Here is a 24,839-nt window from a genome sequence, read left to right on the forward strand (position 1 = left end):
GTCGACAGGACGGGGGGCGTCGGCGCGCCGACGTCAGGCTAGCGCCGCCGGGGTCATCGGACCTCGTCGATGCGGACCATGGTGCCCGCCGGGTCGCGCAGTGCGCAGTCCCGCACGCCCCACGGCTGCTCGGTCGGTTCGGACACGATCTCGACGTCCGCGGCCTGGAGGCGGGCGAAGGTGGCGTCGAGGTCCCGGGTGGCCAGGATGATCGACTGGTAGACGCCCTTGGCCATGAGCTCGGCGACGGTGCGGCGCTCCTGGTCGGAGACGCCGGGGTCGGGAACGGGCGGGGTCAGGACGAGGCGGACGTCGGGGCCGCTGGGCGCGACGAACGTCAGCCAGCGCATGGCGCCCTGACCGACGTCCTGGACGAGCTCGAGGCCGAGCAGGTCGCGGTAGAAGCCCAGGGACGCCTCGGGGTCGGTGTGCGGCAGGAACGTGGTGTGCAGGGTGAGGTCCATGGCGACCACGCTAGGCACCGGGTGCGCGGTTCGCTTCTCGATTCCTGACCGGTCGGGCGACCTGCTTGGTGACGCAGGACGGCAGCTCGTGGGCGGCTGCCGTGCGGGCACGACGCCGGTACTCGCTCGGCGGCATCCCCACGAGCTCGGTGAACCGGGTGGAGAACGTCCCCAGTGACGACGACCCGACGGTGAAGCACACCTCGGTGACGGACAGGTCGCCGCGACGCAGCAGCGCCATCGCGCGCTCGACCCGTCTGGTCATGAGGTAGCTGTAGGGAGACTCGCCGTAGACCGCCCTGAACCGTCTGCTGAGATGCCCGGCCGACATCCCGGCGTCGGCCGCGAGCGCCTGGACGTCGAGGGGTTGGGCGTGGTCGCGGTCGATGCGGTCGCGGGTGCGGCGCAGGGTGGCGAGGTCGCGCAGCGCCTGGTCGGCGGCGGTGCGGGTCATGGTGTCGATGGTGTCATGGGTGGGGGGTGTGGAGCGGCCGGGGCCGCTGGTGCGGTCCCGGCCGTTCGTGTGCTCCCGGGGGAGGGGGGTGGGAGCACGGTGTGTGCGCGTGTCAGTCGCGCATGTCCATGACGACGCGTCCGTCGATGGTGCCGTCGATCATCTCGTCGAAGATGGTGTTGATGTCGGCGAGGGGTCGGACGGTGTAGGTGGGGTCGATCTGGCCGCGGGCGAAGAAGTCGAGGGCTTCGGTCATGTCCTTGCGGGTGCCGACGATGGAGCCGCGGACGGTGAGTCCGAGGAGCACGGTGGAGAAGATGTCGAGGCCGAATTCTTCGGGGGGCAGGCCGACGAGGGAGACGGTGCCGCCGCGGCGCAGTCCGCCGACGGCCTGGGGGAAGGCGTGGCCGTTGACGGCGGTGACGAGGCCGCCGTGCGTGCCGCCGTCGGTGAGCTGGTGGATGCGGGCGACGACGTCGTTCTCGGTGGCGGCGTTGACGGTTGCTTCGGCGCCGTGCTTGCGGGCGAGGGCGAGCTTGTCCTCGGAGACGTCGACGGCGAGGACGCGCATGCCCATGGCGCGGGCGTACTGGACGGCGATGTGGCCGAGGCCGCCGATGCCGGAGATGAGGATCCACTGGCCGGGCTTGACCTCGGACTCCTTGAGGCCTTTGTAGACGGTGACGCCGGCGCAGAGGATGGGGGCGGCGGCGGCGAGGTCGACGCCGTCGGGGATGAGGGGGGCGTAGCGGGCGTCGACGAGCATGTACTGGCCGAAGGAGCCGTCGACGCTGTAGCCGCCGTTGGCCTGGTTCGGGCAGAGGGTCTCGCGGCCGGTCTGGCAGTACTCGCACTCGCCGCAGGCGCTCCAGAGCCAGGCGTTGCCGACGGTGTCGCCGATTCTGAGGCGGGTGACGTCGTCGCCGATGGCGACGACTTCGCCGACGCCTTCGTGGCCGGGGATGAAGGGTGGGGTGGGCTTGACGGGCCAGTCGCCGTGGGCGGCGTGCAGGTCGGTGTGGCAGACGCCGGAGTAGAGGACCTTGACGAGTGCCTGGCCAGGCCCGGGGGTGGGGAGCTCGACGTCGGTGACGTCGAGAGGGGCGCGGAACTCGGTGACGACGGCGGCTTTCATGGTCATGCTGACCTCCTGGGTCGGACCTGGTCTCTGGTGGGGTCCGGCCGTCGGGAGTCGGTCCCCTGCTGTGCGATGCCCTCAGTCTAGCGTGTGTGGTCTGACCACACGAGGTGGGAGGGGTGTGATCTCTGCCCCAGATGCTCAGCCGGCGCCGGTGAACCGGTCCTGCAGGGTGCGTGCCAGGCGCACCGACGCCTCGATCTCCGCGCGCCGGTTGGAGACGGACTCGACGTTGAAGCCGAAGTCGATGCCGTGCCGCGTGCAGTAGTCGGCCAGGTCCTCGGCGACGGCCAGGCAGTGCCCGAGGCTCACCGCGAGCGGGTCGTCGGTGTGCGCCAGGTCGTTGCGCACCCAGGCCGGCACGCGCACGCCCAGCCACTGCAGGAATTCCAGGGTGCGCGCGGAGCCGCACACCGAGAGGGTGAACACGACCGGTGCCGAGCCCTCCCCCGCGTCCCGGCACGCGTAGTGGTAGTCGGACACCATCGACTTGGCCGCGCCGACGTCGTACACGACCTGGGTGACGAAGAAGCTCACGCCGGCCTGCTGCTTGCGGCGCATCCGTTCGTGCTCGTCGGAGCGCCCCAGGTGGCGTTCCGGGATCGCGACCGCGCCGAGCTCGAGGCCCGGGGCGTGCTCGCGGCACAGGCGCTGCGCCTCGGGCAGGCTCGTGCGCACCGCGGACCCGGCCGAGGACGCCCCGACCAGCACGGTGCGCACCCGGGTCGCGTCCTGCGCGGCGAACCAGGCCGCGAGCGCCTCCGGGGGGTGCTCGCCGACGCTGCGGTACACCACCACGGGCACGTCCCACCCGGTGGTGAGGCGGTGGTGGTAGTCGCCGGGGTCGAGGGTGGGCAGGTAGGGGAAGGGGCGTTCGGTGTCGGTGCGGTCGGCCTCGTCGTGGACGTCGTAGAGGACGACGGCGTCGAGATGGAGGTCGGCGAGGCGTTCGCGGGTGCGTGCGGCGATGCGTTCGACGTCGGCGGGGGTGCTGGTGGCCCGTGGGGGTGTGACGGAGAAGAGCAGCCAGGGGCGGCGGGTGGGGCGGGGTGCGTCGGCCGGGTTCATGGTCGCGGTTCCGGGGGTGGGGGCTCGGGGTCAGGCTTCGGGGGTGAAGAGGACGGTGACGTCGCCGGAGCCGAGCAGGAGGGTGTCGTCGGCGGCGAGGTGGAGGGTGGGTTCGCTGGACAGGAGGTCGGCGAACCAGTCGTCCTGCGCCATGAGGTCCTCGGGGCAGGCCATGCGGGTGGAGGTGAGCTCGCCGGTCAGGTGCAGGACGTCGTCGTCCCAGGTGGCGGGGGCGGACATGCTGTTGCAGCCGGGCTGGGCGCCGACGGAGTCCTCGGTGAAGGCCAGCACCAGGCGTGAGCCGTCGACGAGGTCGTGGTTGGTGACGTCCTCGGCGACGTAGGTGTGCCCGGCGAGGTCGGGGGTGTCGGCGCAGGCGGTCGTGGTGGTGGCGCAGGCGGCCAGGAGTGCGGTGGCGAGGGCGGTGCGCTGGTGTCTCACCCGGCCATGCTAGGCGTCGTGGCCGGTCGGCCGGTGTGCCGGCCGGTGGTGTCGGGGGTCGGGTGCGTGCCCGCCACGGCGCGGACGGCGGCGGCGACGTTCTCGGCCACACGGTGGTCGAACACGCCGGGGACCACGAACGCGCTGTTGAGCTCGTCGTCGGCGACGACGTCGGCGATGGCGAGGGCCGCGACGCGCATGAGCTCGTCGGTGATCTCGGTGGCGCCCACGTCGAGCAGGCCGCGGAACAGGCCGGGGAAGGCCAGGACGTTGTTGATCTGGTTGGGGTGGTCGCTGCGTCCGGTGGCCACGACGGCGGCGTGCTGGGCGGCGGCCACCGGGTCGACCTCGGGGGTGGGGTTGGCCAGGGCGAACACGACGGCGTCGTCGGCCATGCGGGCGATGTCGGCGCCGGTGAGGATGTTGCCCGCCGAGACGCCGATAAAGACGTCGGCGCCGACCAGGCCGTCGGCGAGGGTCCCCTCGAAGCAGTCGGCGTTGGTGTGGGCGCAGATCCAGTCACGGTGCGGGTCGTGGCCGCCCGTGGTGCCGGGGTGCAGGGCTCCGCCGCGCCCGAAGGCGACGACGTGGCGGGCGCCCTGGGCCATGAGGAGGCGGATGATGGCGGTGCCGGCGGCGCCGACGCCGGAGACGACGATGCGCACGTCCGCGAGCTTCTTGTCGACGACCTTCAGGGCGTTGACGAGGGCGGCGAGCACGACGATCGCGGTGCCGTGCTGGTCGTCGTGGAACACGGGGATGTCGAGCTCGGCGCGCAGGCGCGCCTCGATCTCGAAGCAGCGCGGCGCGGAGATGTCCTCGAGGTTCACTCCCCCGTACACCGGCGCGATGGCCTTGACGACCGCGATGATCTCCTCGGTGTCGGTGGTGTCCAGGCACACCGGCCAGGCGTCGACGTCGGCGAACTGCTTGAACAGCGCCGCCTTGCCCTCCATGACGGGCAGCGCCGCGGCGGGTCCGATGTCGCCCAGGCCGAGCACGGCCGTGCCGTCGGTGACCACCGCGACGGTGTTGCGCTTGATGGTCAGGCGGCGGGCGTCGGCCGGGTTGTCGGCGATGGCGGTGCACACGCGCGCCACCCCGGGGTGTAGGCGCGCGACAGGTCGCGGCGGTTGCGGATCGGGGACTTGACCGCCACCTCGATCTTGCCGCCCAGGTGCAGCAGGAACGTCGAGTCGGACCACTTGAGCACGTGCACGCCCTCGAGGGCCTCCAGGGTCGCCACGACCTGCTCGCCGTGCTGGGTGTCCACCGTGTCGCACGTGACGTCCACGACCAGGCCGTCCGGAGTGGAGTGCGCGACGTCCACCCCGGTGACGGCTGCCCCCGCGTCGGCGACGGCGGCGACCACGGTGCTGGTGGCCCGCTGGGAGGCGGGCACCTGGACGCGCAGGGTGATGGTGTAGCCGGGACTGGGCAGCGCCACGGGCGGTCCCTCCTTCGGTGGCGTCGGTGCCACCCCTCGACGACGGTGCGGGAGACCCAGTATGGCGCGCCCCGGGCGGGGACCGGACCGATCCGCCCCCTCCTGACCGCCTCCTCACCGGACGAGCGACGCCGTCTCAGCGGACCGGTACCGTGCACGGGTGAGCTGTGACCTGTCCCGCCTGGACGACGCCCAACGCCGACTGGTGACCCGCTGGTTCGGTGCCGTGGAGCAGGTGCACGACCTGTCCTGGGGCGTGACCGACACCGTGGTGCTGCGGCTGCGCACCGCAGGCCAGGACGTCGTGGTCAAGGCCGGCGGCCCGGACAACCACCACATCGGCCGGGAGATCAGCGGCCACCAGGACTTCCTGGCCGGGCTGGCCTCCACGGGCCACGCGCCGGTGCTGCTGCACCACGACCGCCAGGCACGGGTGCTGGCCACCTCGTGGGTGCCGGGAGAACTCGTGGCCACCCACCGGGCGGCGGGCGCCGCGGACACCTACCGGCAGGCGGGGGTACTGCTCGCCCGCCTGCACGCGGTGGCCGCCCGCATCGACGGCGACTGGGAGTCCGCCGAACGCGCCAAGGCGTTGGCCCACCTCGCCGGCCCGCACCGCATCGACGCCGACACCGAGGCACGGTTGCGCGCCCTGCTCGCCACCCACCCCACCCCGCCGGTGCGCGTGGTGCCCACCCACGGCGACTTCCACCCGCGCAACTGGGTCGTCGAGGACGGCGTGGTGCGGCTCATCGACCTCGGCCGCGCCGCCTGGCGTCCGGCCCGCACCGACCTGGCCCGGCTCGCCGCCGGACCGTTCGCCGGACGCCCCGACCTCGCCGAGGCCTTCGTGGCCGGGTACGGCCACGACCTGCGCGACGACGAGGGCTGGGAACGCACCCCGGTGCACGAGGCGATCGGCACCGCCGTGTGGGCCTACCGCGTCGGCGACGCCGCGTTCGAGACCCAGGGGCACCGCATGATCGCCGAGGTCCTCGCCGCACACGACGCCCACGACGCCCCCTGAGCCCCTGACCCATCCACGCAGCACGCGGTGCCGGCAGAGACTCGGGCGCAGGAACCGGCCTCGGGCGTTCAGCGAGCCCCGGCGTCCCAGGTGACGCTCAGCACGCACGCGTCGTCACGACCCTCGGCGCCGTCCTCCACCAGGGCCGCCACCGGCTCCCCCGAGGTCAGCCGTGCCGCGGCCGCGAGCGCCAGCTCGCCCAGGCCGTCCGGCAGGGACCGGTCGCGGCGTTCGACGACGCCGTCGGTGTAGAGCAGGACGGTGTCGCCCGCTGCGAGGGTGATCTCCCCGCCGGGGCGGGGTGCGGCGTCGCGCACGCCGAGGGGTGTAGCCCGTCCCTGCCACAGGTAGGTGCAGGCGCCGCGGGCGTCCACGTGCAAGGGGGGCAGGTGTCCGGCGGTGGCGTAGGTGAAGCGGGAGGTGGTCAGGTCGAGCTCGCCGTACACCAGGGTGGAGCCGAACCCGACGTGCCGGTCGGTGACGAACCGGTCGACGAGCTCCACGACGTGGGCGGGGGTGCGCCCGGGGGCGGCCAGGGCGCGGGTGGCGGTGCGCAGCTGACCCATGGCGGTCGCGGCGGGCAGTCCGTGGCCGACGACGTCACCGACGACGAGGGCCAGGTGGGTGGGGTCGAGCCAGAAGGCGTCGTACCAGTCGCCCCCGACCTCGAGGCCGCGCACGGCGGGGCGGTAGTGGGCCCGCACGTGCAGTCCCCGGTGGCGTGGCAGGTCGTCGGTGAGCATGGCGTGCTGGAGCTCGTGGGCCACGGACGCGCTGTGCTCGTGCAGGTGGGCGCGGTCGAGGGCGACGGCGCCCTGCTGGGCGATGGTGTCGAGGGCGTCCAGGTCGACGGGGGTGTCCCCGGCACGCTCGTGCAGGGTGACGACGAGGTCGCCGTGGGATCCGGCGGTGCCGACGACGGTGGCGACGAGCCGACCGTCGGGTGCGCGGTGGGCGGCGTGCGCGGGGCCGAGCTCGGGGCGGGCACGGGTGAGGGTGGCGTGGGCGACGGCGGGGTGGCGTGCCACCTCGGCGACGAGGGCGTCGCGGACCTGCGCGACGCCGACGGCGCGGGACAGGGCGGCCGTGGCGTCCTGCACCCAGCGCAGGCGGTCTGCCCAGCGTTCGGCGGTGGCGCGGGCGCGGACCAGCTCCTGCTGGAACTGGGCGCGCTCACACACCTCGAGCATGGCGACGTCGGTGCCGCCGGCGGGGTCGGTGGTGGCGGTCATGAGGACCGGCAGGGGCCCGTGGGTGGTGCGCAGGTCCAGGGCGATGGCGTCGACGCGTCCGGCGAGCACCAGGGCGGGGGCGACGTGGGTGTCCCAGTAGATGCGGCCCCCCACGGTGAACAGCTCGCCGATGCGGTGGCCCACCGGTGAGGAGCCGTGCGGGTCGTCGGCGGTGCGCAGCGACCAGGCCTGCACGGTGGTGTTGACCGCGGTGACGTAGCCGTCGCCGTCCAGGCACAGCAGCCCGACCGGCGCCCGGGACGGGTCGGGAGCCGCGTCGCGCGGGTCGGGGGTCACGTCGGGGTGCGGCACGAGTGCTCGGCGTGCAGGTAGTCCACCACGGCGGTCACGAGCGCCTCGGGGGCGCTGAGCTGGGGGCAGTGGCCGACGGCGTCGATGAGCACGTAGGTGGAGCGCTCCAGGTGCTCGTGGACGTAGCGGCCGACGTCGATCGGCGCGATGGCGTCGTCACGGCACTGGACCACCAGGCTGGGTGTGCGCACGCGGGCCAGGTCCGCGCGGTTGTCCGACAGGAAGGTGGCGCGCGCGAAGGTGCGTACCGCCTGCGGGTCGGTGCGCACGAACGAGGCGGTCAGCTCCTGGCCGAGCTCGGGACGGTCCGCGTTGCCGACGATCACCGGTGCCATCAGCGTCGACCAGCCGAGGTAGTTCGCCTCCATCGTGGCGAGCAGCTCGTCGATCTCCGCGGCGCTGAACCCGCCACGGTAGTCGGGGGTGTCGATGTAGCGCGGGCTGGGCCCGACGAGGACCAGACGGTCCACCAGGTCGCCGCGGTCGGCGGCCACCAGCAGCACGATCGTGGCGCTCACCGAGTGACCCACCAGCACCACCGGCCCGAGCGCGAGGTCCTCCAGCAGGTCCACCACGTCGTCGGCGTACCCCTGCAGGGAGGCGTGCCGTGCGGCGTCGAACGCCTCGGGGTGCGCCGAACCGGACCCGGCGTGGTCGAACAGGACCACGCGGTGGCCGGCCGCGAGCGCCGGGACGACCCGGTCCCACATCGACTGGTCGCAGCCCAGCCCGTGCGCCAGCACGAGCGTGGGGCCGTCGGGTCGGCCGAGGACGCGCACGTTGTGCCGCTCACGTGGACTCACGCGCCCACCCTAGACTTCTGCGGCCCGCTCCTGCACGGTTGAACCTGCCGGGACACCCCGGTGAGGTGACGGGCGACGGCGACGTGACCGAGCTGCGGCGTCGATGTGCGCCCAGGCGAACCCGACACCCTCGCAACGTGCAGGAAACGTTCTCGACGCATCATGGCGGGGTGAACGTCACTCTGGACTCGCCGATGCGCGACGACGTCCGGGCGCTGCTGGAGGAGCACCTGGACGAGATGCGCGCCACCTCTCCCCCGGAGTCGGTGCACGCGATGGCGCCGTCGGCGCTCGCGGTACCGGCGATCCGGTTCGTCACGGCGCGCGACGACGACGGCACGCTGCTGGGGTGCGGTGCGTTGCGTGAGCTGGAGGCCGGGCCGGGCGGTCACGGCGAGCTGAAGGCGATGCGCACGGCGCTCGCGGCACGGGGGCGGGGTGTGGCGACCGCGGTGCTGCGTCGGCTGCTGCAGCTCGCGCTGCAGCGCGGGTACGTGCGGGTGAGTCTGGAGACGGGTGCGGAACCCTACTTCGAGGCGGCCCGACGGTTGTACGCCCAGCACGGGTTCGAGGAGTGCGGGCCGTTCGGCGGCTACGGTCCGGACCCGAACAGCGTGTTCATGACGTTGCCGCTGGTCACGGTGTCCTAGCGCGCAGGTAGGGTCCGCCCATGGCGTACACCGAGAAGCGTACGACGGCGGGTGGTGCGACCTCCTGGGTGGGCAGGTTCCGTGTCGATGGCAGGCTGCACAGCACCCGGGCGTTCCGGGCGCGCCGCGACGCGCTGGCCGAGGCGCGCCGGGCGGAGGAGGCGGGCAAGCGGGGCGAGTGGATCGACCCGCGCGCCGGGACCCTCACGGTGGCCGACTGGTTCACTACCTGGCAGCAGGGACGCCTGGACCGCGCGCCACGCACGCTCGAGGCGGAGCAGGAGCGGTTCCGTTCCCTGGTGGCGCCGACGTTCGCCTCCGTGCCGCTGCGTCAGGTGAGCCACGACGCCGTCGCCCGCTGGGCGGCCACGATGCGGGCGCCACGCTCGGGGGAGGTCGCCTCCGCCGCCCGCCGGCGTGACGCGGTGCGGCTGCTGGTGGCGCTGCTCGACGCCGCCGTCGACGCGCGACGACTGACCTCGAACCCGGCGCGCACGCCCTCGGGGCGGGTGCCCGCCCTGCCGCGTGCGCCCCGCACCAAGGCGCACCGCTACCTCAACCACGAACAGCTGCGCCGTGTCGCGGACGCCACCCGCGCCGACGCGCGCACCCTGGTGCTGCTGGCCGGTCTGACCGGTCTGCGGTGGGGTGAGGTGTCGGCGCTGCGCGGCGACGACGTCGACCTGCTGCGCCGACGCATCACCGTGGAGCGGGCCTTCACCCGCCTCGACGACGGCACCCTGCTGCTGGGCGGCACGAAGACGCACGCCCGCCGCGAGGTTCCGGTGCCGGCGGTGCTGGGCGAGGCGCTGGCGGGCCTGGTCGCCTCGCGCGGCGCCGGGGACCTGCTGTTCACGGGGCGCAGCGGTGCACCCCTGCGCCGCGAGAGCTTCGACCGGTACGCGTTCGCCCCGGCCGTGCGGGTCGCCGGGACGGCGGTGGTCACGCTGCAGGGCCTGCTCGGCCTGGCCCCCACGGCTCTGGTGGACTCCGCGACCGTGGCCGCGGTGCGCCGGTTGCAGCACGACGCGGGGCTGGACGCCTCCGGCGTGGTCGGTCCCGAGACGTGGCAGGTCCTGGTCGCCGCGGACCGGGCGAGCAGGACCGGGGCGGACCGGGGCGCCCGGATCGCCCGCACCCGCCACCTCGAGGCGACGTCGCGGGTGACGCTGCGTCCCGGCGTGCAGGACTTCGCCCCCCTGACCCTGCACGACCTGCGCCACACGGCCGCGTCCCTGGCCATCGGGGGCGGCGCGAACGTCAAGGCCGTCCAGCGGCTCCTCGGTCACGAGTCCCCCGTCCTGACGCTGCGCACCTACGCCGGACTCTTCGAGGACGACCTCGACCGGCTCGGCGAATCCATGTCCGCGCAGTTCGAGGCGCACGGCGCGGTCGACGGTGCTCACGATGTGCTCACCGCGGGAGTCACCAGGCTCCCCGTGCGCCTGGGCGCCGGCGCATAACAGCCGTCTGACCTGCAGTAACACCCACACCAGCCATGTTGAGCGTCACTCACGACACCCGCTTTGGAAAAGCGGGTGTCGGCAGATGGGGATGAGAAGTATGCGTAGGATCGCCCTACTACTCCTCCTCTTCCGCACTGAAGGCGCCGCGACGGGCCGGGAAGGCATCGACACGTTGTCCCAGACGCGTCCTGCGCCCCGGCCACGGACGCCACCCGGGGCCCGTTCCACTGCACCCACCCGCCCGCTCCCCTGACCACGCCCCGAGGTGACCGATGCCCGTCGAACCTTCCGCCGTCCTGCCGACCACCCTGCCGACCGGGACGAACGTCCCCGTCCGCACCACCGACACCTCCGACCACGCCACCGGCACTGGAGGCGTTGGAGGCGTTGGAGGCATGGACGACGCGGCGCTGGAACCCGACCCCGGAACGGCGACCCCTTCCCTCGCCACGCTCCCCCGCGCGCAGGTCGGTGACGGCCCTGCCGGGTCGAGCGACCTCGAAGGCCCCGCCCCGACCGCAGGAACGTCGTCGGACGCCGCCCGCACGACGCACGGTGGAGGGGGAGGTGGCGGACCGCGTGAGCGGGTGTTCGCCGCGGCCGACGCCCTGGCCGCCGAGGGCGGCCAGGTCACCGTCGCCACGGTGCGCGACCGGGCGGGCTGCTCCAACGCGCTGGCCACCGAGCACCTGCGGGCCTGGCGCGCCGACCGGGCGGCCGCCGAGGCCGACGCGACCCGCACCCCCGAGGTGCCGGCCGCGCTCGCGCAGGCGGTCGACCGGGGCGTCGCGGTGCTGTGGCGCGAGGCCGTCGCCCGGGCACAGGACGCGCACCAGCAGGACCTGGCCCGGGCGCGGGCCGAGGTGGACCAGGCCCGCGCGGACACCCGCCTCCTCGCGGCGGACCTCGACGACACTCGCGAGGAGCTGGCCGCGGCACGCACCGAGACGCACGACGCCCGCACCCGAGCGGCCGACCTCGCCGAACGTCTGGCGCACGAGACCACCGAGCGCCGCACGGCCGAGGCCACCGCGGCACGCACCGCCGCCACCGTCGACGAGCTGCGCGCCGCCCTCGCCGCGCGCACCGACGAGATCGACGACCTGCGCCGCCGCCTCGCCGTCGCCGACGAGGCCCGCGCGGCCACCGAACGCGACCACGCCCGCGCCGACGAGCAGGTCGGTGCGGAACGTCGCACGGCCGACGAGCTGCGCTCCCGCCTCGACGACGCCCGCGACGAGACAGCCCGCGCCCGCCAGGAACGCGCCCTCGCCGAGGGGGACGCGCAGTCCGCCCGCGTGGACGCCGCCCGGCTCGCCGGCGAGGTGCAGGCCCTACGCGACGGGCTGCGCGAGGCCCGCGAGCAGGCCGTCGAGGCAGAACGGGACCGGGCCGTGCAGGCCGCCGCCCGCGCCCAGGCCGAGGGCGAGGCCGCCGGGCTGCGCGCGGTGCTGTCCACGCGCGAGCAGCGCGACGCCTGACCGACCCTCGGCCCGCACGGGGCGAGGCGCTCGGACCCGGGCGCTCAGGCCCAGGCGCCCCGCGAGTGCTGGAAGACCAGGTTCGTCTCCGTGAGCGCGACCCCCGGGTTCGCCGACAGGTTCGCGATGACGAACTCGTCGAGCCCGTCGGTGTCCGGCGCGGCGACGTGCACGAAGAAGTCGTGCGCACCGCCGAGCAGGAACACGTCCAGCACGCCGGGCAGCGCCACCAGCTCGCTCGCGAACTGCTGCAGGTGCGCGCGCGCCGCCCCGTGCATCCGCACCGCGACGATCGCCTGGAGGGGACGACCCGCCCTGGCCGGGTCCACGTCGAGTGCTTCACACTGGTCGTGATCGCGGTCACACCCCGGCCGCGCGAACCTGCTCGTGCACCGAGCCCGACCCGAAGGCGGACCGATGGACGTCTGCGTCCCCACCGAAGTCAAGAACCACGAGGGCCGGGTGGCGATCACCCCGGCCGGCGTGCACGAGCTCACCGTGCACGGCCACCGCGTGCACGTCCAGGCCGGTGCCGGGCTCGGCGCCGGGATCAGCGACGACGACCTCGTCGCCGCGGGCGCGCACCTCACCCCGGACGCGGACGCCACCTGGGACGCCGGGGAGCTGGTGCTCAAGGTCAAGGAGCCGGTCGCCTCCGAGTACGGGTACCTGCGCCCCGGGCAGACGGTGTTCACCTACCTGCACCTGGCCGCCGACAAGGCGCTCACCGAGGAGCTGCTGGCCCGCCGGGTCACCACGATCGCCTACGAGACCGTGCAGACCGCCTCGGGCGCGCTGCCGCTGCTCGCCCCCATGTCGGAGGTCGCCGGTCGACTGGCCACGCAGGTCGGGGCGGCCACCCTGCAGAACGCGGCCGGAGGTCGGGGCGTGCTGCTCGGCGGCGTCCCCGGGGTCGGGGCCGCGCACGTCGTGGTCATCGGCGCCGGCACCTCCGGGATGAACGCCGCACGCATCGCCACCGGCATGGGAGCCCGCGTCACCCTGCTCGACAAGGACGTCGACGTGCTGCGCGCCGCCGACCGCGAGCTCGGCGGCCGGGTGCAGACCCTCACCTCGAACCGGCTCACCGTCACCGAGGCCGTGCGCGACGCCGACCTCGTCGTCGGCGCCGTCCTCGTGCCCGGCGCCAAGGCGCCCGTGCTGGTGAGCAACGACCTCGTGGCCACCATGCGCCCCGGCTCGGTGCTCGTCGACATCGCGATCGACCAGGGCGGCTGCTTCGAGGACTCCCGCGCCACCACGCACGACCGACCCACCTACCGCGTCCACGACACCGTCTTCTACTGCGTGGCGAACATGCCCGGCGCCGTGGCACGGACCTCCACCTACGCGCTGACGAACGTGACCCTGCCCTACGCGGTGGCGCTCGCGGACGCCGGATGGTGTGATGCGCTGCGTGCCGACCCGGCGCTCGCGGCGGGCTTGAACACCCACGACGGCGCGGTCGTGCACGCGGCGGTCGCCGACGCCCACGGGATGGGCCGGGTGCCCGTCGCCGAGCTGCTGTGACGGGGCACGAGGTCGTGGGCGACCGCGTCCGGACGAGGAGCCGCACTGCGAACGGGGCAGGGAGCCGGGAAGTGGGGAGACCGCGGCGCGTGCTGACGGTCGTCGTGGCGGCGGTGGGACTGGCGGTGGTGGGGCTGGCCGCGTGCCAGCAGTCCGCCGGTCCGCAGGACCCTGCGGCGGACCCGTCGACGGGCGCGACGGCGGCCGACCAGCGCTACCCCGACGTGCTGGACGCCGTGGTCACCTGCGAGGGCGAGACGTGCGACGTGGAGGTGACGATCAGCTCGCCGTACGACACGGCGCAGCGGTACGCCGACGGGTGGCGGGTGTCGACGCCGGACGGTGAGGTGCTGGGCGAGCACACCCTGACGCACGACCATGCGTCCGAGCAGCCCTTCACCCGCACCCAGCGCGGGCTCGAGATCCCGGACGACGTCGGGTCCATCGTCGTCCAGGGCCGCGACCAGGAGTTCGGGTTCGGCGGGCGGACGGTGACGGTGCCGGTTCCCGACCGGTGATGCGGCGGCCCCGCGCCGGCGCGGGCGCTCAGGCGGCGGGGAAACCCTGCGGGTTGGCCTGCTGCCAGCGCCAGGTGTCGGCGCACATGTCCTCGATCGACTTCTCGGCCCGCCACCCGAGCTCGGTGTTGGCGCGGGTGGGGTCGGCCCAGAACGCGGGCAGGTCGCCGGGGCGGCGGGGTCCGACCTCGTAGGCCAGCTCGTGGCCGACGGCCTGCTCGAAGGCGTGCAGCATCGCCAGCACGGAGGTGCCGGTGCCGGTGCCGAGGTTGAAGGCGCGCACGGGGGTGACCATGTCGTCGAGGTGCTCCAGGGCGGCGACGTGCCCGGCGGCGAGGTCCTCCACGTGCAGGTAGTCGCGTTCGCAGGTGCCGTCGGCGGTCGGGTAGTCGTCGCCGAACACGGTGAGCTTGTCGCGGCGTCCGACGGCGACCTGGGCGATGAACGGCATGAGGTTGTTGGGGATGCCCTGGGGGTCCTCGCCGATCTGGCCGGACGGGTGCGCGCCCACGGGGTTGAAGTAGCGCAGCAGCGCGACGCGCAGGGCGGGGTCGGCGGCGGCCACGTCGGTCATGATGCGTTCGATCATCACCTTCGTCTGCCCGTACGGCGAGGAGGAGGACAGGTGCTCGTAGTCCTCGGTGTACGGCACGGGGGCGTGCTCGCCGTAGACGGTCGCCGAGGAGGAGAACACCAGGCGGTGCACGTCGTGGCGGCGCATGGCCTCCAGCAGGGACAGGGTGGAGTCGAGGTTGTTGCGGTAGTACTCCAGCGGCTTGGCGACCGACTCCCCCACCGCCTTGTAGCCGGCGAAGTGCACGACGGCGTCGATCTGCTCGGCGTCGAAGAGCCGTTCGGTCTTGGCGGCGTCGGTGAGGTCGATGGCGTGCACGGGCACGTGCGCGCCGCAGAGCGCCTCGAGGCGACCTACCACGGTGGGCCGGGAGTTGGAGTAGTCGTCGACGACGACGACGTCGTGTCCCGCCGCGACGAGCGAGACGACGGTGTGGGACCCGATGTAACCGGCACCGCCGGAGACCAGTACGCGCATGGGCTCAGCCTATCGACGTCGCGACCCCGCCGGCCACGGTCCTCCGGCGGCGCTCGGCCGGCCGGCCGGGATGCTGCAGGCCGGGGCGCGGGCGTCGGTGGTCAGCTCTCCCCGAGCAGGTCGGTGAAGCTGGGTGCGGCGGCGAACGGGTCGGCCGGTCCGGTGCGTCGGGAGCGTTCGACGGCGTCGGCGAGCTCGCTCCCGGCGCGGTGGATCCGCCGGGTCAGCGCGCTCGTCGTCTCGGGGTCGCCCGCCCAGTCGTCGGTGGCGGCGAAGACGCTGGTGGTCACGACGTCGGCGTGCAGGTAGGTCAGCAGCGGCCGTACGGAGTACTCCAGCGCCAGGGAGTGGCGCGGGGTGCCGCCGGTGGCGCCGAGCAGCACGGGCATGCCGGTGAGCGCCGCGGTGTCGAGGATGTCCAGGAACGACTTGAACAGCCCCGAGTAGGTCGTGGTGAACACGGGCGTGACGAGCAGCAGGGCGTCGGCGCGGGTGATCTTCTCCAGCGCGGTCGCCAGCTCCCCGGACGCGAACCCGGTGAGCATGGCGTCGACGATCGCGTGGGCGTGCTCGCGCAGCTCGACGACCTCGAGGTGCACGTCGTGCCCGGCGAGCTCGAGGGCGTCGCGGGTCGCGGCGGTGAGCCGGTCCGCCAGGAGCCGGGTCGAGGAGGGCTGCGAGAGTCCGGCGGACACCACCGCCAGGGTGCGGGTGCTCATGCGCGGGCCTCCTCCGCGCGGCGGCCGGTGACGGTGTCGGTGCCGTCACCCACGTGGGTGCTGCCGGGCGTGCCGGTGCGGGTGGCCGCGGCGACGCGCTCGGCGTGGGTGGGTGGGTTCGCGGGGACGTCGGCGGGGCGCTTGGCCTCGACGATCTTGCGCAGCTCGGGCACGATCTCGCCCGCGAGGAGGTCGATCTGCTCCAGGACGGTCTTGAGCGGCAGGCCGGCGTGGTCGACGAGGAACAGCTGGCGCTGGTAGTAGCCGACGTCGTCCACGAAGGCGCCGTAGCGGTCGACGACCTGCTGCGGGGACCCGACGGTCAGGGGCGTCTGGGCGGAGAAGTCCTCCAGGGACGGGCCGTGGCCGTAGACGGGGGCGACGTCGAAGTAGGGCCGGAACTCGTCGACGGCGTCCTGGGAGTTCTTGCGCACGAACACCTGGCCGCCGAGGCCGACGATCGCCTGGTCGGCGCGCCCGTGACCGTGGTGCTCGAAGCGCTGGCGGTAGTAGCGCACCATCTGGCGGGTGTGGTGCATGGGCCAGAAGATGTTGTTGTGCAGGAACCCGTCGCCGTAGTAGGCGGCCTGCTCGGCGATCTCCGGGGAGCGGATCGAACCGTGCCACACGAACGGGGGCACGCCGTCGAGCGGGCGGGGGGTGGAGGTGAAGCCCTGCAGCGGCGTGCGGAACTTGCCCTCCCAGTCCACGACGTCCTCGGTCCACAGCCGGCGCAGCAGGGCGTAGTTCTCGATCGCCAGGGGGATGCCGTTGCGGATGTCCTGCCCGAACCAGGGGTAGACCGGCCCGGTGTTGCCGCGCCCCATCATCAGGTCCATGCGCCCGTCCGCGACGACCTGGAGCATCGCGTACTCCTCGGCGAGACGCACCGGGTCGTTGGTCGTGATGAGCGTGGTCGCCGTCGACAGGGTGATGTCCCGGGTGACGCCGGCCAGGTAGCCGAGCAGCGTGGTGGGGCTGGAGGCCACGAACGGCGGGTTGTGGTGCTCGCCGGTGGCGAAGACGTCCAGGCCCGCCTCGTCGGCGTGCCGGGCGATGGTGAGGATCGCGCGCACCCGCTCGGTGTCGTCGGGCGTGTGCCCGGACACCGGGTCGGTGGTGACGTCGGAGACGGAGAAGATGCCGAACTGCATGGCGGGCTCCCTGGGTCGAGCGGTCGAGGCCGGGATCCGGCGGCGGGGTGCGGCGCCGAGATCCCAGCAGTTCATGCATCTGCATGTATCCGCCCCAACCGGGGCCTCCGGTCGATTGTTCCCGACCGACGGCGCCCGCGCGGCGCCGAGCGGGTGATGTCACCCACACGACGGCGGCCCCGAGCCCCTTCGACTTGCGTCGCGGCGCCGTCGTCGCCAGCCTTGTCCTGCGTGCCCCCGATCGGGCCCGTCCACACTTCACCGGAACTTCACGCCCGCACGGAACAACCGTCGTCAGGGTCGCGTTGGATCCCTTGGCCCCGAAAACCTACGAACCCTGGAGGACGACATGCCCGACCGTTCCTTGCGCGGCATGAGCATCGGCAGCAAGAGCATGGAGTCCGACGAGGGCGTCGACTTCGCCCCTCGCTTCCAGGCGCACTACGACTGCCCCAACGGGCACACCATCATCCTGCCGTTCTCCACCGAGGCGGAGGTGCCGCCGCTGTGGGAGTGCCAGTGCGGTGGTGAGGCGCTCCTGCGCGACGCCGAGCGTCCCGAGGTCAAGCCGTCCAAGCCGCAGCGCACCCACTGGGACATGCTGCTCGAGCGTCGGACCGTCTCCGAGCTCGAAGAGCTCCTGGACGAGCGCCTCGAGCTGCTGCGCGCCGGCAAGCTGCGCCGCTCCGCCTGACGCGCGACGCCCGGGCCCGGCGCCCGAGCACGAGCACGAGCACGAACGGATGCGGCCCTCCCCCTGGCGGGGAGGGCCGCATCCGTTCGTCCAGGGTCAGCGGGGCGCGACCCGCACGCCCGTGGCGCGCGTGCGCAGCTGCCCCCAACGGTGCGCGACCCCCCACCGGGTCACCTTCGTCAACGCCTCGACCACGATCGAGCGCGACATCTTCGACACGCCCGCAGCCCGCTCCACGAACGTGATCGGCACCTCCGCCACCGTCCCGCCACCGCGCAGCACCCGCCACGTCATGTCGACCTGGAAGCAGTACCCGTGCGACTCCACCGCCGCCAGGTCGATCGCCCGCAGCGTCGAGGCCCGGAACGCCCGGTACCCGGCGGTCGCGTCGCGCACCGCGATCCCCAGCGCGAGCCGCACGTAGGTGTTGCCACCCCGGGACAGCACCATCCGGTGCCACGGCCAGTTCACGACCCTGCCGCCCGGCACCCAGCGCGACCCGACCACCAGGCTCGGCCGGTCGCCGCCCGCCAGCCGCTCCAGCAGCCGACCCAGCTCCTCGGGCCGGTGCGACCCGTCGGCGTCCATCTCGCACAGCACGTCGTAGCCGGCCTCCAGCCCCCAGGCGAACCCCGCCACGTACGCCGCGCCGAGACCCCCCTTGCCGGCCCGGTGCAGCACGTGCACCGCGTCGTCGAGCGCCGCCGCCTCCTCGGCCCACCTGCCCGTGCCGTCCGGGGAACCGTCGTCGACGACCAGCACGTCCACGTCGGGCTCGGCGGCACGCAACCGCTCCAGGGTGACGGGCAGCGACTCACGCTCGTCATAGGTGGGGATCACGACCAGGGTGCTCATTCGTCCTCCTCGACGACGCGACGCTCGCGCAGGGCTGCCCAGCACCCTGCCACGACCAGCGCCACCGCCGCACCTCCCGCCACCCAGCCGGGCCAGTAGCCGGCCCGCACCGCCGGGGTGAGGCTGGTGCGCAGCGGCAGCTCCGCGACGATCTGGTCCGCGGTGAACAGGTCCGTGCGCGCCACCAGCGAGCCGTCGGGGGCCACGACGCCCGAGACGCCCACCGTGGAGATCTGCACCGCCGCGCGCCCCGTGGTCATCGCCTGCATGCGGGTCATCGCGAGCTGCTGGGTCGACTCCGCCGTGTTCCCGAAGGACGCGTTGTTCGTCGGCACCACCAGCACCTGCGCACCTCGCAGCACGGCGTCGCGCACGATCTCGTCGTACGCCACCTCGAAGCAGATCACCGTCGCCATCGGCACCGACGCACCGTCCGTGCGCGGCAGCTCGACCACGGCGGGCTCCGTGCCGGGGAGCATGTCGTTGGTGACCCGGTCGACCTGGTCGGAGAACAGCCGCACGAACCCCCGGATCGGGATGTACTCCCCGAAGGGTGCCGGGTGCTGCTTGGCGTACCGGTCGATCACGCCCTGCCCGTCCTGCCACAGCAGCGACACGTTGTACCGCCCGCCGGTCTCCGGGTACTCCTGGGCGCCCACCAGGATGGGCGCGTCCACGGCGCTCGCGGCGTCGTCGAGGGCCGCGGCGACGTCGTCGGCCTCCTGGGGGTCGAGGTCGGAGCCGTTCTCGGGCCACAGCACGACGTCGAGGTCCGCGTCGCGTGCGGCGAGCTCGTAGGTGCCGCGCAGGTGGTTGTTGAGCACCTCGGCACGGTTGGCGAACGAGCCGAGCCCGGGTTCGGTGACGTTGCCCTGCACGGCGCCGGCGAGCAGGGGCGCACCTGCGGTCTCGTGGGTGCTGGTGCCGGCGTCGACGACGGTGGTGTCCAGGTCGGCGGTGGCCACGGGCGTCGGTGGCGTGGTGCCGGACGGCAGGGGCAGCAGCGCGGGCCCGAGCAGCGCGAGCAGGGCGGTGGCGGTGACGACGGCCAGGGGTCCGGCCGCGTGCCGTGCGGGGGTGTGCCCGGCTCGTCGCAGGGTGACCAGCCGGGTGATCAGGTGGGTGACCAGCAGGGCGCCGAGGACGCCCACCCACGCCACGAGGAAGGTGACCAGGGTGGTGCCGCCGAGCCAGGCGGCGCGGCCGGTGGGGGCGTCGACCATGGTCCAGGCGAGGCGGCCCCACGGGAACCCGCCGAACGGCACCTCGGAGCGCCACTGCTCCACGGCGACGAAGAGCAGCGCGAAGGCGGCGGCGTGCGCGATCGTGCGTCGGGCGCGGCCCCACGGCCCGCGGGCGGTGTCGAGGCGCAGGAACCTGGCGCGCCGTGCCCAGGTCCACAGGGCGCCGAACCCGGCGAGGAACGCGGACTCCACGGCGGCCAGCGCCACCCAGGGAACGGTGTCGGTGGCGAAGTTCGCCCACCAGATGTGCGGGAGCCAGAACGTCAGCGCGGCGACGAGGCCGACGAGGGCGTTCCAGCCGGCGGCGCGGCGGCCCTCACGGCGCAGCGCGGTGTGCAGCAGCGCCGCGAAGACGAAGGCGAGCGGCCAGGCCCCGACGTCGGGGAAGGCGGCCCACAGGGCCGCTCCGGCGGCGACGGCGAGCAGGAGGGTGACGGGTCGGGCGCGCAGCAGGTCGGTGCCGGCTCGGGCGGTGGTGCCGGCGACCTCGTGGTCTCCGCTGGTCTCGGTGACCATCGGGCTCAGGCCATCGTGTCGAACAGCACGACGCCGTCGCGCACGGTGCGCAGGCACGTCGGGCGGGGCGCGTCGGGTGAGAGGTCGGGCAGCAGCGGCTGGCCGGCGCGGGCCTCGGGGTTCCACTGCGAGAGCCGGCCCTCGGCGGACTGCACGGCCAGGTGCTCGGCCTGCCAGACGGCCAGGTGGGCGGGTGCGCCGACGCGCAGCTCGCCGGCGCCGGTGTGGTCGAGGCCGGCGAGGCGCCATCCGCCGCGGGTGTGGGCCCGGAAGGCGGCGCGCGCCGAGATGCGCTGGGTGGTGTCGTCGTGGGTGAGGGTGGCGCGCACGGCCGCCCAGGGGTCGACGGGGGTGACGGGCGTGGCGGAACCGAACGCGAGGGGCACCCCGGCGCCGGCGAGGTCGGCGAACGGGGACAGCGCGGAGGCGCGTCCCGCGCCGAGCCGTGTCTCGTACTGTCCGCCGCGGCCACCGAACGTGGAGTCGAACGCGGGCTGCACGGACAGGGCCACGCCGTAGAGCAGCAGGGCGGCCAGGGCGGGGGCGTCGACGAACAGGGCGTGCTCGATGCGGTGGTGGCCCGAGCGCAGCAGGGAGGGCCCGTGCGCCTCTGCGACGAGCCCGAGCGCGCGCACAGCCTCGTCCATGGCGCGGTCGCCGGTGACGCCGAAGCTGCCCTGGGTGCCGGCGACCGAGCAGGCGGCCAGGTGGGCGGCGACGTCCTCGGCGCTCAGGTGGAGCTCGCCGGTGGGCGGGTGCGGGTCGGACGTCGGGGGCAGGTCGGTGTACGGCGAGCGCAGCGCGGCGGTGCGGGCCCCGAGGGTGCCGTCGACGGGCAGGGCGCCGCCGATGCCGGTCAGGAAGGGCAGGTCGGCCAGGACGTCGCGGGCGTCGTCGTCGGTGCGGCAGAGCTCGCCGCGGTAGGCCACGAGGTGCGGCATGCCCGCGGCGGGGTCCTGGGTGAGGGACCACAGCTCGCGCAGGCCGTCGCGGGTGTCGGAGGCGGGGGTGCTCATCTCGTGCACGGACACCACGCCGTGAGCCGCAGCCCGGTCCAGCGCGGTCCGGTAGGCGCGGGTGCGGCGCTCGGCCGACACGTCGTGGGCGGCGGCGCGGGCCGCGCGGTGCGCCTCGCCGGTGACGAGCCCGGTGGCCGGGTCCCAGCCGGGCAGGTGCTCCAGGTGGGCGAGGCGGGCCAGGGACGTGGACACCACCGCGCCGGAGTCGTCGGCGCGTACCGCGTACACGGGCCTGCCGTCGCAGGCGGCGTCGAGCTCGTCGCGGCGCGGCGGGCGCCGTTCGGTCCATCGGGACTCGTCCCAGCCGGCCGCGAGGAGCACGTCGTGGCGGTCCGCTGCGGCCTGCTGCAGGGCGCGGGCGCCGGCCGCGAGGGCGTCCAGGGCGTCGCCCGGCCCGGTGGCCGCACCGAGGTCGACCGACTCCTCGGCCAGGCCCGTGTCCAGCAGGCGGGTGTGCGCGTCGACGAACCCGGGGGTCACCAGCGCGCCGTCGAGGTCGACGACGTCGTCGGCGCGGGCGGCGAGCCCGGTGGCGGTGTCCTGCGCGCCGACCCAGGTCACCACGCCGTCGTCGACGAGGATCGCCTCGGCGAACGGGTCCGCGGAGGTGTGGACGACGCCGTTGTGGTAGAGCGTGGAGGTCACGGCCGAAAGCCTAGAGCACCACCGCGGCGGCATCGGAACCGGGCCGACGCCCTCACAGGCTGGAGTGCGCCACGACGCCGCGCAGCACGGCGTCCTGGGCGGCGCGGGCGGCGGCCCGCACCGCGGGTCGTGGTGCCGCGGAGGCGAGCTGGTCCAGGACGTCCACGACCTGCTTGCACCAGCGCACGAAGTCGCCGGCGGCGACGTCGGTGCCGCGCAGCACGGCCTCCAGTCCCCGCCCGGAGGCCCACCGGTGCACCGGTGCCACCAGGCCGGCGTCCAGCGGGCGCGTCACCTGCAGCTCGTGCGCCTCCTCCAGGGCGCCCAGCCGGGACCACACCCGTTGTGTGGCGTCCAGGGCACGGGCGAGGCGTCCGTCGGGCCCGCCGGGAACGAACGACTCCGACTCCTCCCGGCGTGCCGCATACACCACCGTGGACACCGCGGCGGCGAGCTCGGCAGGCGACAGGTCGTCCCACACGCCCTGGCGCAGGCACTCCGCCAGCAGCAGGTCGTCCTCGGCGTACAGCCGGCCCAGGCGGCGACCGGAGTCGGTCACCGTGACCTTCGCGCCGCGTCCGGACAGGTAGCCGAGCTCGAGCAGCACCTCGCAGGTGCGGTCGAAGACGCGCGCGATCGACCCGGTGCGCCCCTCGATACGGCGCACCAGCGAGGCGTGCTCCCGCCGCAGGGTGTCGGCGCGCTGCGCCCAGCGGGCGTGGTCCTCCCGTTCGGGGCAGGCGTGGCAGGGGTGGGCGCGCAGCTCGGCGCGCAGCTCGGCCAGCCGCGGGTCGGACGCCGCGTCCGAGCCGCGCCGCCCCCGACCCGGTGCCCGCCCCGACCCGCCGTCGGCGGAGAAGGCACCCAGCGCGTTGCGCATCGAGGACGCCAGGTCCCGGCGCGCGTCCGGCCGGCGCGGGTTGAACGACTTGGGGATGCGGACCCGCGTCACCGTGCGCACCCCGTCCGGCACGTCGGCCAGGGTGAGCTTCTTGACCTGCTTCTCCTGGGTGAGCACGGTGGGTCGAGGACCGTCGAACCCGCCCTCGTGCGTGCCGGGGTCCAGCACGACGACGTACCCGCGGCGTCGACCCGACGGCACCTCCACCACGTCCCCACGGCGCAGCTTCTCCATGGAGGCGACGGCATCGGCACGGCGGGCGCCCCGCTCGGAGCTGGACAGCTCCTTCTCCCGTTCGGAGATGGCGCGCCGGATCGCCGCGTACGCGGCGAAGTCACCCCGGTCGCACGTCATCGCCTCCTGGTATCCCTCGAGCGCCTCGGCGTGCGCCTGCGCCTGCTTGGCCAGGCCCACCACGCCGCGGTCGGCCTGGAACTGCGCGAACGACGTCTCCAGCACCTCCCGGGCGCGCGCCGCCCCCACCTGACCGACGAGGTTGACGGCCATGTTGTACGTGGGGCGGAAGCTGGACCGCAGCGGGTACAGGCGCCGCGACGCCAGACCGGCGAGGGCGACCGGGTCGAGTCCCTCGTGGTCCACGACGACGGCGTGGCCCTCCACGTCGATGCCGCGGCGTCCCGCACGTCCGGTGAGCTGGGTGTACTCCCCCGGTGTGACGGGCTGGTGGGCGCTGCCGTCCCACTTGACGAGCTTCTCCAGCACCACCGACCGGGCCGGCATGTTGATGCCCAGTGCGAGCGTCTCGGTGGCGAACACCACCTTGACCAGGCCGCGGGCGAACAGCTCCTCCACCGTCTCCTTGAACACGGGCAGCAGCCCCGCGTGGTGGGCGGCGATGCCGCGCGACAGGGCGTGCTGCCACTGCCAGAAGCCGAGCACGTCGAGGTCCTCGGGCGGCACCGTGACGGTCCGCTCCTCGATGACGCGCCGGATCTGAGCCTCCTCCTCGGCGTTCGTCAACCGCAGGCCCGAGCGCACGCACTGCTCGACGGCACCCTCGCAGCCCGCCCGCGAGAAGATGAAGTAGATCGCCGGCAGCAGGGCGTCCTCCTCGAGGGCCGCCACCACGGAGAACCGGCGCGGCGTGCGCCGCTGCGGCACCGCCGACGACCCCGGACCCGACCGCGCCCCCCGGCCCCGGTGGCCGCGGTCACCCCGCCCCCGCCGGTCCGGGCCACGACCCTGCCCGGAGCGCCCGTGGGTGCGGAACAGTCGCGCCAGGTCGGGGTCGATCGGCGGGTTCGGGCCCGGGTCGGTGGGGTCGACGTGCCCGGCGTACAGGTCGAACAGCCGGGGCCCGGCGTGCGCCTCCGGCGGCGCGGTCACCACGTGCTGCCACAGCGGCACGGGGCGGCGCTCGCTGACGACGACGGTGGTGTCGCCGCGCACGGTGGCCAGCCAGTCGCCGAACTCCTCGGCGTTGGACACGGTCGCGGACAGCGAGACGAGCTGGACGTGGTCGGGCAGGTGGATGATCACCTCTTCCCAGACGGGGCCGCGGAACCGGTCGGCGAGGTAGTGCACCTCGTCCATGACGACGTAGGCCAGTCCGTCCAGCGCGCCGGAGCCGGAGTAGAGCATGTTGCGCAGCACCTCGGTGGTCATGACGACCACGGGTGCGTCGGAGTTGACGGAGGTGTCGCCGGTGAGGAGGCCGACGTTCTCGGCGCCGTGGCGGCGCACCAGGTCGTGGTACTTCTGGTTGCTGAGCGCCTTGATGGGGGTGGTGTAGAACGCCTTGCCGCCCTGCGCGAGGGCGAGGTGGACGGCGAACTCCCCCACGACGGTCTTGCCGGCGCCGGTGGGGGCGGCGACGAGGACGCCGTGGCCGTCGGCGAGGGCGGCGCAGGCGTCGGCCTGGAAGTCGTCGAGCTCGAAGTCGAGGAGGGTGCGGAACCGGCCGAGCTCTCCGGCGTCGGCCTTGGCCCGGGTGGTTCGTGCCCGTGCGGCGGCGTAGCGCTCGGCCGGGCTGGGTTCAGCCGTCATGGC

General features: G+C 74.1%; 22 protein-coding genes and 1 pseudogene. 7 read left to right on the plus strand and 16 right to left on the minus strand.

Annotated features, from left to right (window positions below):
- Nucleotides 1-53 precede the first annotated feature (53 nt).
- From ACNHYB_RS02700 to ACNHYB_RS02725, 6 genes and pseudogenes are all read right to left on the minus strand, one after another.
- Complete coding sequence (locus ACNHYB_RS02700; protein ID WP_418276835.1) at nt 54-464, minus strand: VOC family protein; 411 nt, start codon at nt 462-464, stop codon at nt 54-56.
- 10 nt (nt 465-474) lie between these two features.
- Complete coding sequence (locus ACNHYB_RS02705) at nt 475-918, minus strand: helix-turn-helix transcriptional regulator (protein ID WP_418276836.1); 444 nt, start codon at nt 916-918, stop codon at nt 475-477.
- A 112-nt stretch (nt 919-1,030) separates the two neighbouring features.
- Nucleotides 1,031-2,059, minus strand: coding sequence for an alcohol dehydrogenase AdhP (adhP, locus tag ACNHYB_RS02710; RefSeq protein ID WP_418276837.1), 1,029 nt, complete (start codon nt 2,057-2,059; stop codon nt 1,031-1,033).
- 138 nt (nt 2,060-2,197) lie between these two features.
- Nucleotides 2,198-3,124, minus strand: coding sequence for a methylenetetrahydrofolate reductase (locus ACNHYB_RS02715; RefSeq protein WP_418276838.1), 927 nt, complete (start codon nt 3,122-3,124; stop codon nt 2,198-2,200).
- A 30-nt stretch (nt 3,125-3,154) separates the two neighbouring features.
- Complete coding sequence (locus tag ACNHYB_RS02720; protein WP_418276839.1) at nt 3,155-3,565, minus strand: META domain-containing protein; 411 nt, start codon at nt 3,563-3,565, stop codon at nt 3,155-3,157.
- Nucleotides 3,562-5,012, minus strand: a pseudogene (locus ACNHYB_RS02725) (NAD-dependent malic enzyme). The gene ACNHYB_RS02720 and the pseudogene ACNHYB_RS02725 overlap by 4 nt, the downstream one beginning before the upstream one ends.
- 160 nt (nt 5,013-5,172) lie before the next feature.
- Between ACNHYB_RS02725 and ACNHYB_RS02730 the strand changes: the two are divergent.
- Nucleotides 5,173-6,039, plus strand: coding sequence for a phosphotransferase (locus ACNHYB_RS02730; protein ID WP_418276840.1), 867 nt, complete (start codon nt 5,173-5,175; stop codon nt 6,037-6,039).
- Between the two features lie 68 nt (nt 6,040-6,107).
- On the opposite strand, the gene ACNHYB_RS02735 is transcribed toward ACNHYB_RS02730, so the two are convergent.
- On the minus strand, nt 6,108-7,583 hold the full coding sequence (locus tag ACNHYB_RS02735) for a PP2C family protein-serine/threonine phosphatase (RefSeq protein ID WP_418276841.1): 1,476 nt from the start codon (nt 7,581-7,583) through the stop codon (nt 6,108-6,110).
- On the minus strand, nt 7,565-8,386 hold the full coding sequence (locus ACNHYB_RS02740) for an alpha/beta fold hydrolase (RefSeq protein ID WP_418276842.1): 822 nt from the start codon (nt 8,384-8,386) through the stop codon (nt 7,565-7,567). The genes ACNHYB_RS02735 and ACNHYB_RS02740 overlap by 19 nt, the downstream gene beginning before the upstream one ends.
- Nucleotides 8,387-8,580: 194 nt before the next feature.
- Here ACNHYB_RS02740 and ACNHYB_RS02745 point away from each other — a divergent pair, with 194 nt between their 5' ends.
- From ACNHYB_RS02745 to ACNHYB_RS02755, 3 genes are all read left to right on the plus strand, one after another.
- A complete protein-coding gene (locus ACNHYB_RS02745; protein WP_418277978.1) occupies nt 8,581-9,036 on the plus strand; it encodes a GNAT family N-acetyltransferase in 456 nt (151 codons plus the stop codon).
- Nucleotides 9,037-9,056: 20 nt separating this feature from the next.
- The gene (locus ACNHYB_RS02750) at nt 9,057-10,499 is read left to right on the plus strand and encodes a tyrosine-type recombinase/integrase (RefSeq protein WP_418276843.1); all 1,443 of its coding nucleotides are present in this window, start codon (nt 9,057-9,059) and stop codon (nt 10,497-10,499) included.
- Between the two features lie 275 nt (nt 10,500-10,774).
- Nucleotides 10,775-11,983, plus strand: coding sequence for a DNA-binding protein (locus tag ACNHYB_RS02755; RefSeq protein WP_418276844.1), 1,209 nt, complete (start codon nt 10,775-10,777; stop codon nt 11,981-11,983).
- Nucleotides 11,984-12,027: 44 nt separating this feature from the next.
- Here ACNHYB_RS02755 and ACNHYB_RS02760 read toward each other — a convergent pair whose 3' ends face one another.
- Entirely contained in the window at nt 12,028-12,312 is a 285-nt protein-coding gene (locus ACNHYB_RS02760; protein ID WP_418276845.1) for an Lrp/AsnC family transcriptional regulator, read from the minus strand.
- Nucleotides 12,313-12,400: 88 nt separating this feature from the next.
- Between ACNHYB_RS02760 and ald the strand changes: the two genes are divergently transcribed.
- Nucleotides 12,401-13,513 (plus strand): alanine dehydrogenase, encoded by a 1,113-nt coding sequence (ald, locus tag ACNHYB_RS02765; protein ID WP_418276846.1) that lies wholly within the window; start codon nt 12,401-12,403, stop codon nt 13,511-13,513.
- Between the two features lie 89 nt (nt 13,514-13,602).
- Nucleotides 13,603-14,031 carry a hypothetical protein gene (locus tag ACNHYB_RS02770; RefSeq protein ID WP_418276847.1) on the plus strand — a complete coding sequence of 143 codons (429 nt, stop codon included), beginning with the start codon at nt 13,603-13,605 and terminating at the stop codon, nt 14,029-14,031.
- A gap of 28 nt (nt 14,032-14,059) precedes the next feature.
- Here the strand turns inward: ACNHYB_RS02770 and galE are convergent, their stop codons facing one another.
- The 3 genes from galE to ACNHYB_RS02785 all read right to left on the minus strand — a co-directional run bounded on the left by galE (nt 14,060) and on the right by ACNHYB_RS02785 (nt 16,955).
- Nucleotides 14,060-15,082 (minus strand): UDP-glucose 4-epimerase GalE, encoded by a 1,023-nt coding sequence (galE, locus tag ACNHYB_RS02775; protein ID WP_418276848.1) that lies wholly within the window; start codon nt 15,080-15,082, stop codon nt 14,060-14,062.
- 101 nt (nt 15,083-15,183) lie between these two features.
- Nucleotides 15,184-15,801: an FMN reductase gene (locus tag ACNHYB_RS02780; RefSeq protein ID WP_418276849.1), complete on the minus strand. Its 618-nt coding sequence runs from the start codon at nt 15,799-15,801 to the stop codon at nt 15,184-15,186.
- The gene (locus tag ACNHYB_RS02785; RefSeq protein ID WP_418276850.1) at nt 15,798-16,955 is read right to left on the minus strand and encodes an LLM class flavin-dependent oxidoreductase; all 1,158 of its coding nucleotides are present in this window, start codon (nt 16,953-16,955) and stop codon (nt 15,798-15,800) included. The genes ACNHYB_RS02780 and ACNHYB_RS02785 overlap by 4 nt, the downstream gene beginning before the upstream one ends.
- A 349-nt stretch (nt 16,956-17,304) precedes the next feature.
- On the opposite strand from ACNHYB_RS02785, the gene ACNHYB_RS02790 reads away from it, so the two are divergent.
- Nucleotides 17,305-17,649: an RNA polymerase-binding protein RbpA gene (locus tag ACNHYB_RS02790; RefSeq protein ID WP_418276851.1), complete on the plus strand. Its 345-nt coding sequence runs from the start codon at nt 17,305-17,307 to the stop codon at nt 17,647-17,649.
- 96 nt (nt 17,650-17,745) lie between these two features.
- Here the strand turns inward: ACNHYB_RS02790 and ACNHYB_RS02795 are convergent, their stop codons facing one another.
- Genes ACNHYB_RS02795 through ACNHYB_RS02810 form a run of 4 tightly spaced genes read right to left on the minus strand, consistent with a single transcriptional unit; the run spans nt 17,746 to nt 24,836 of the window.
- Entirely contained in the window at nt 17,746-18,504 is a 759-nt protein-coding gene (locus ACNHYB_RS02795; protein WP_418276852.1) for a polyprenol monophosphomannose synthase, read from the minus strand.
- Nucleotides 18,501-20,264, minus strand: a complete 1,764-nt coding sequence (lnt, locus tag ACNHYB_RS02800; RefSeq protein ID WP_418276853.1) for an apolipoprotein N-acyltransferase — start codon at nt 20,262-20,264, stop codon at nt 18,501-18,503. The genes ACNHYB_RS02795 and lnt overlap by 4 nt, the downstream gene beginning before the upstream one ends.
- 5 nt (nt 20,265-20,269) lie before the next feature.
- Nucleotides 20,270-21,928 (minus strand): amidohydrolase, encoded by a 1,659-nt coding sequence (locus ACNHYB_RS02805; RefSeq protein ID WP_418276854.1) that lies wholly within the window; start codon nt 21,926-21,928, stop codon nt 20,270-20,272.
- Between the two features lie 52 nt (nt 21,929-21,980).
- Nucleotides 21,981-24,836: a DEAD/DEAH box helicase gene (locus ACNHYB_RS02810; protein ID WP_418276855.1), complete on the minus strand. Its 2,856-nt coding sequence runs from the start codon at nt 24,834-24,836 to the stop codon at nt 21,981-21,983.
- Nucleotides 24,837-24,839 lie beyond the last annotated feature (3 nt).

Source organism: Isoptericola jiangsuensis (assembly GCF_048320105.1).
Lineage (GTDB): Bacteria > Actinomycetota > Actinomycetes > Actinomycetales > Cellulomonadaceae > Isoptericola > Isoptericola jiangsuensis_A.

Bases quoted from the DNA above. Each gene is read 5' to 3' on its own strand.
- ACNHYB_RS02745 (WP_418277978.1), top strand. From the start codon at position 8,581: ATGCGCGACGACGTCCGGGCGCTGCTGGAGGAGCACCTGGACGAGATG.
- ACNHYB_RS02785 (WP_418276850.1), bottom strand. From the start codon at position 16,955: ATGCAGTTCGGCATCTTCTCCGTCTCCGACGTCACCACCGACCCGGTG.
- ACNHYB_RS02795 (WP_418276852.1), bottom strand. From the start codon at position 18,504: ATGAGCACCCTGGTCGTGATCCCCACCTATGACGAGCGTGAGTCGCTG.
- lnt (WP_418276853.1), bottom strand. From the start codon at position 20,264: ATGGTCACCGAGACCAGCGGAGACCACGAGGTCGCCGGCACCACCGCC.
- ACNHYB_RS02780 (WP_418276849.1), bottom strand. From the start codon at position 15,801: ATGAGCACCCGCACCCTGGCGGTGGTGTCCGCCGGACTCTCGCAGCCC.
- ACNHYB_RS02755 (WP_418276844.1), top strand. From the start codon at position 10,775: ATGCCCGTCGAACCTTCCGCCGTCCTGCCGACCACCCTGCCGACCGGG.
- ACNHYB_RS02715 (WP_418276838.1), bottom strand. From the start codon at position 3,124: ATGAACCCGGCCGACGCACCCCGCCCCACCCGCCGCCCCTGGCTGCTC.
- ACNHYB_RS02705 (WP_418276836.1), bottom strand. From the start codon at position 918: ATGACCCGCACCGCCGCCGACCAGGCGCTGCGCGACCTCGCCACCCTG.
- ACNHYB_RS02810 (WP_418276855.1), bottom strand. From the start codon at position 24,836: ATGACGGCTGAACCCAGCCCGGCCGAGCGCTACGCCGCCGCACGGGCA.
- ACNHYB_RS02790 (WP_418276851.1), top strand. From the start codon at position 17,305: ATGCCCGACCGTTCCTTGCGCGGCATGAGCATCGGCAGCAAGAGCATG.
- ald (WP_418276846.1), top strand. From the start codon at position 12,401: ATGGACGTCTGCGTCCCCACCGAAGTCAAGAACCACGAGGGCCGGGTG.
- galE (WP_418276848.1), bottom strand. From the start codon at position 15,082: ATGCGCGTACTGGTCTCCGGCGGTGCCGGTTACATCGGGTCCCACACC.
- ACNHYB_RS02700 (WP_418276835.1), bottom strand. From the start codon at position 464: ATGGACCTCACCCTGCACACCACGTTCCTGCCGCACACCGACCCCGAG.
- adhP (WP_418276837.1), bottom strand. From the start codon at position 2,059: ATGACCATGAAAGCCGCCGTCGTCACCGAGTTCCGCGCCCCTCTCGAC.
- ACNHYB_RS02750 (WP_418276843.1), top strand. From the start codon at position 9,057: ATGGCGTACACCGAGAAGCGTACGACGGCGGGTGGTGCGACCTCCTGG.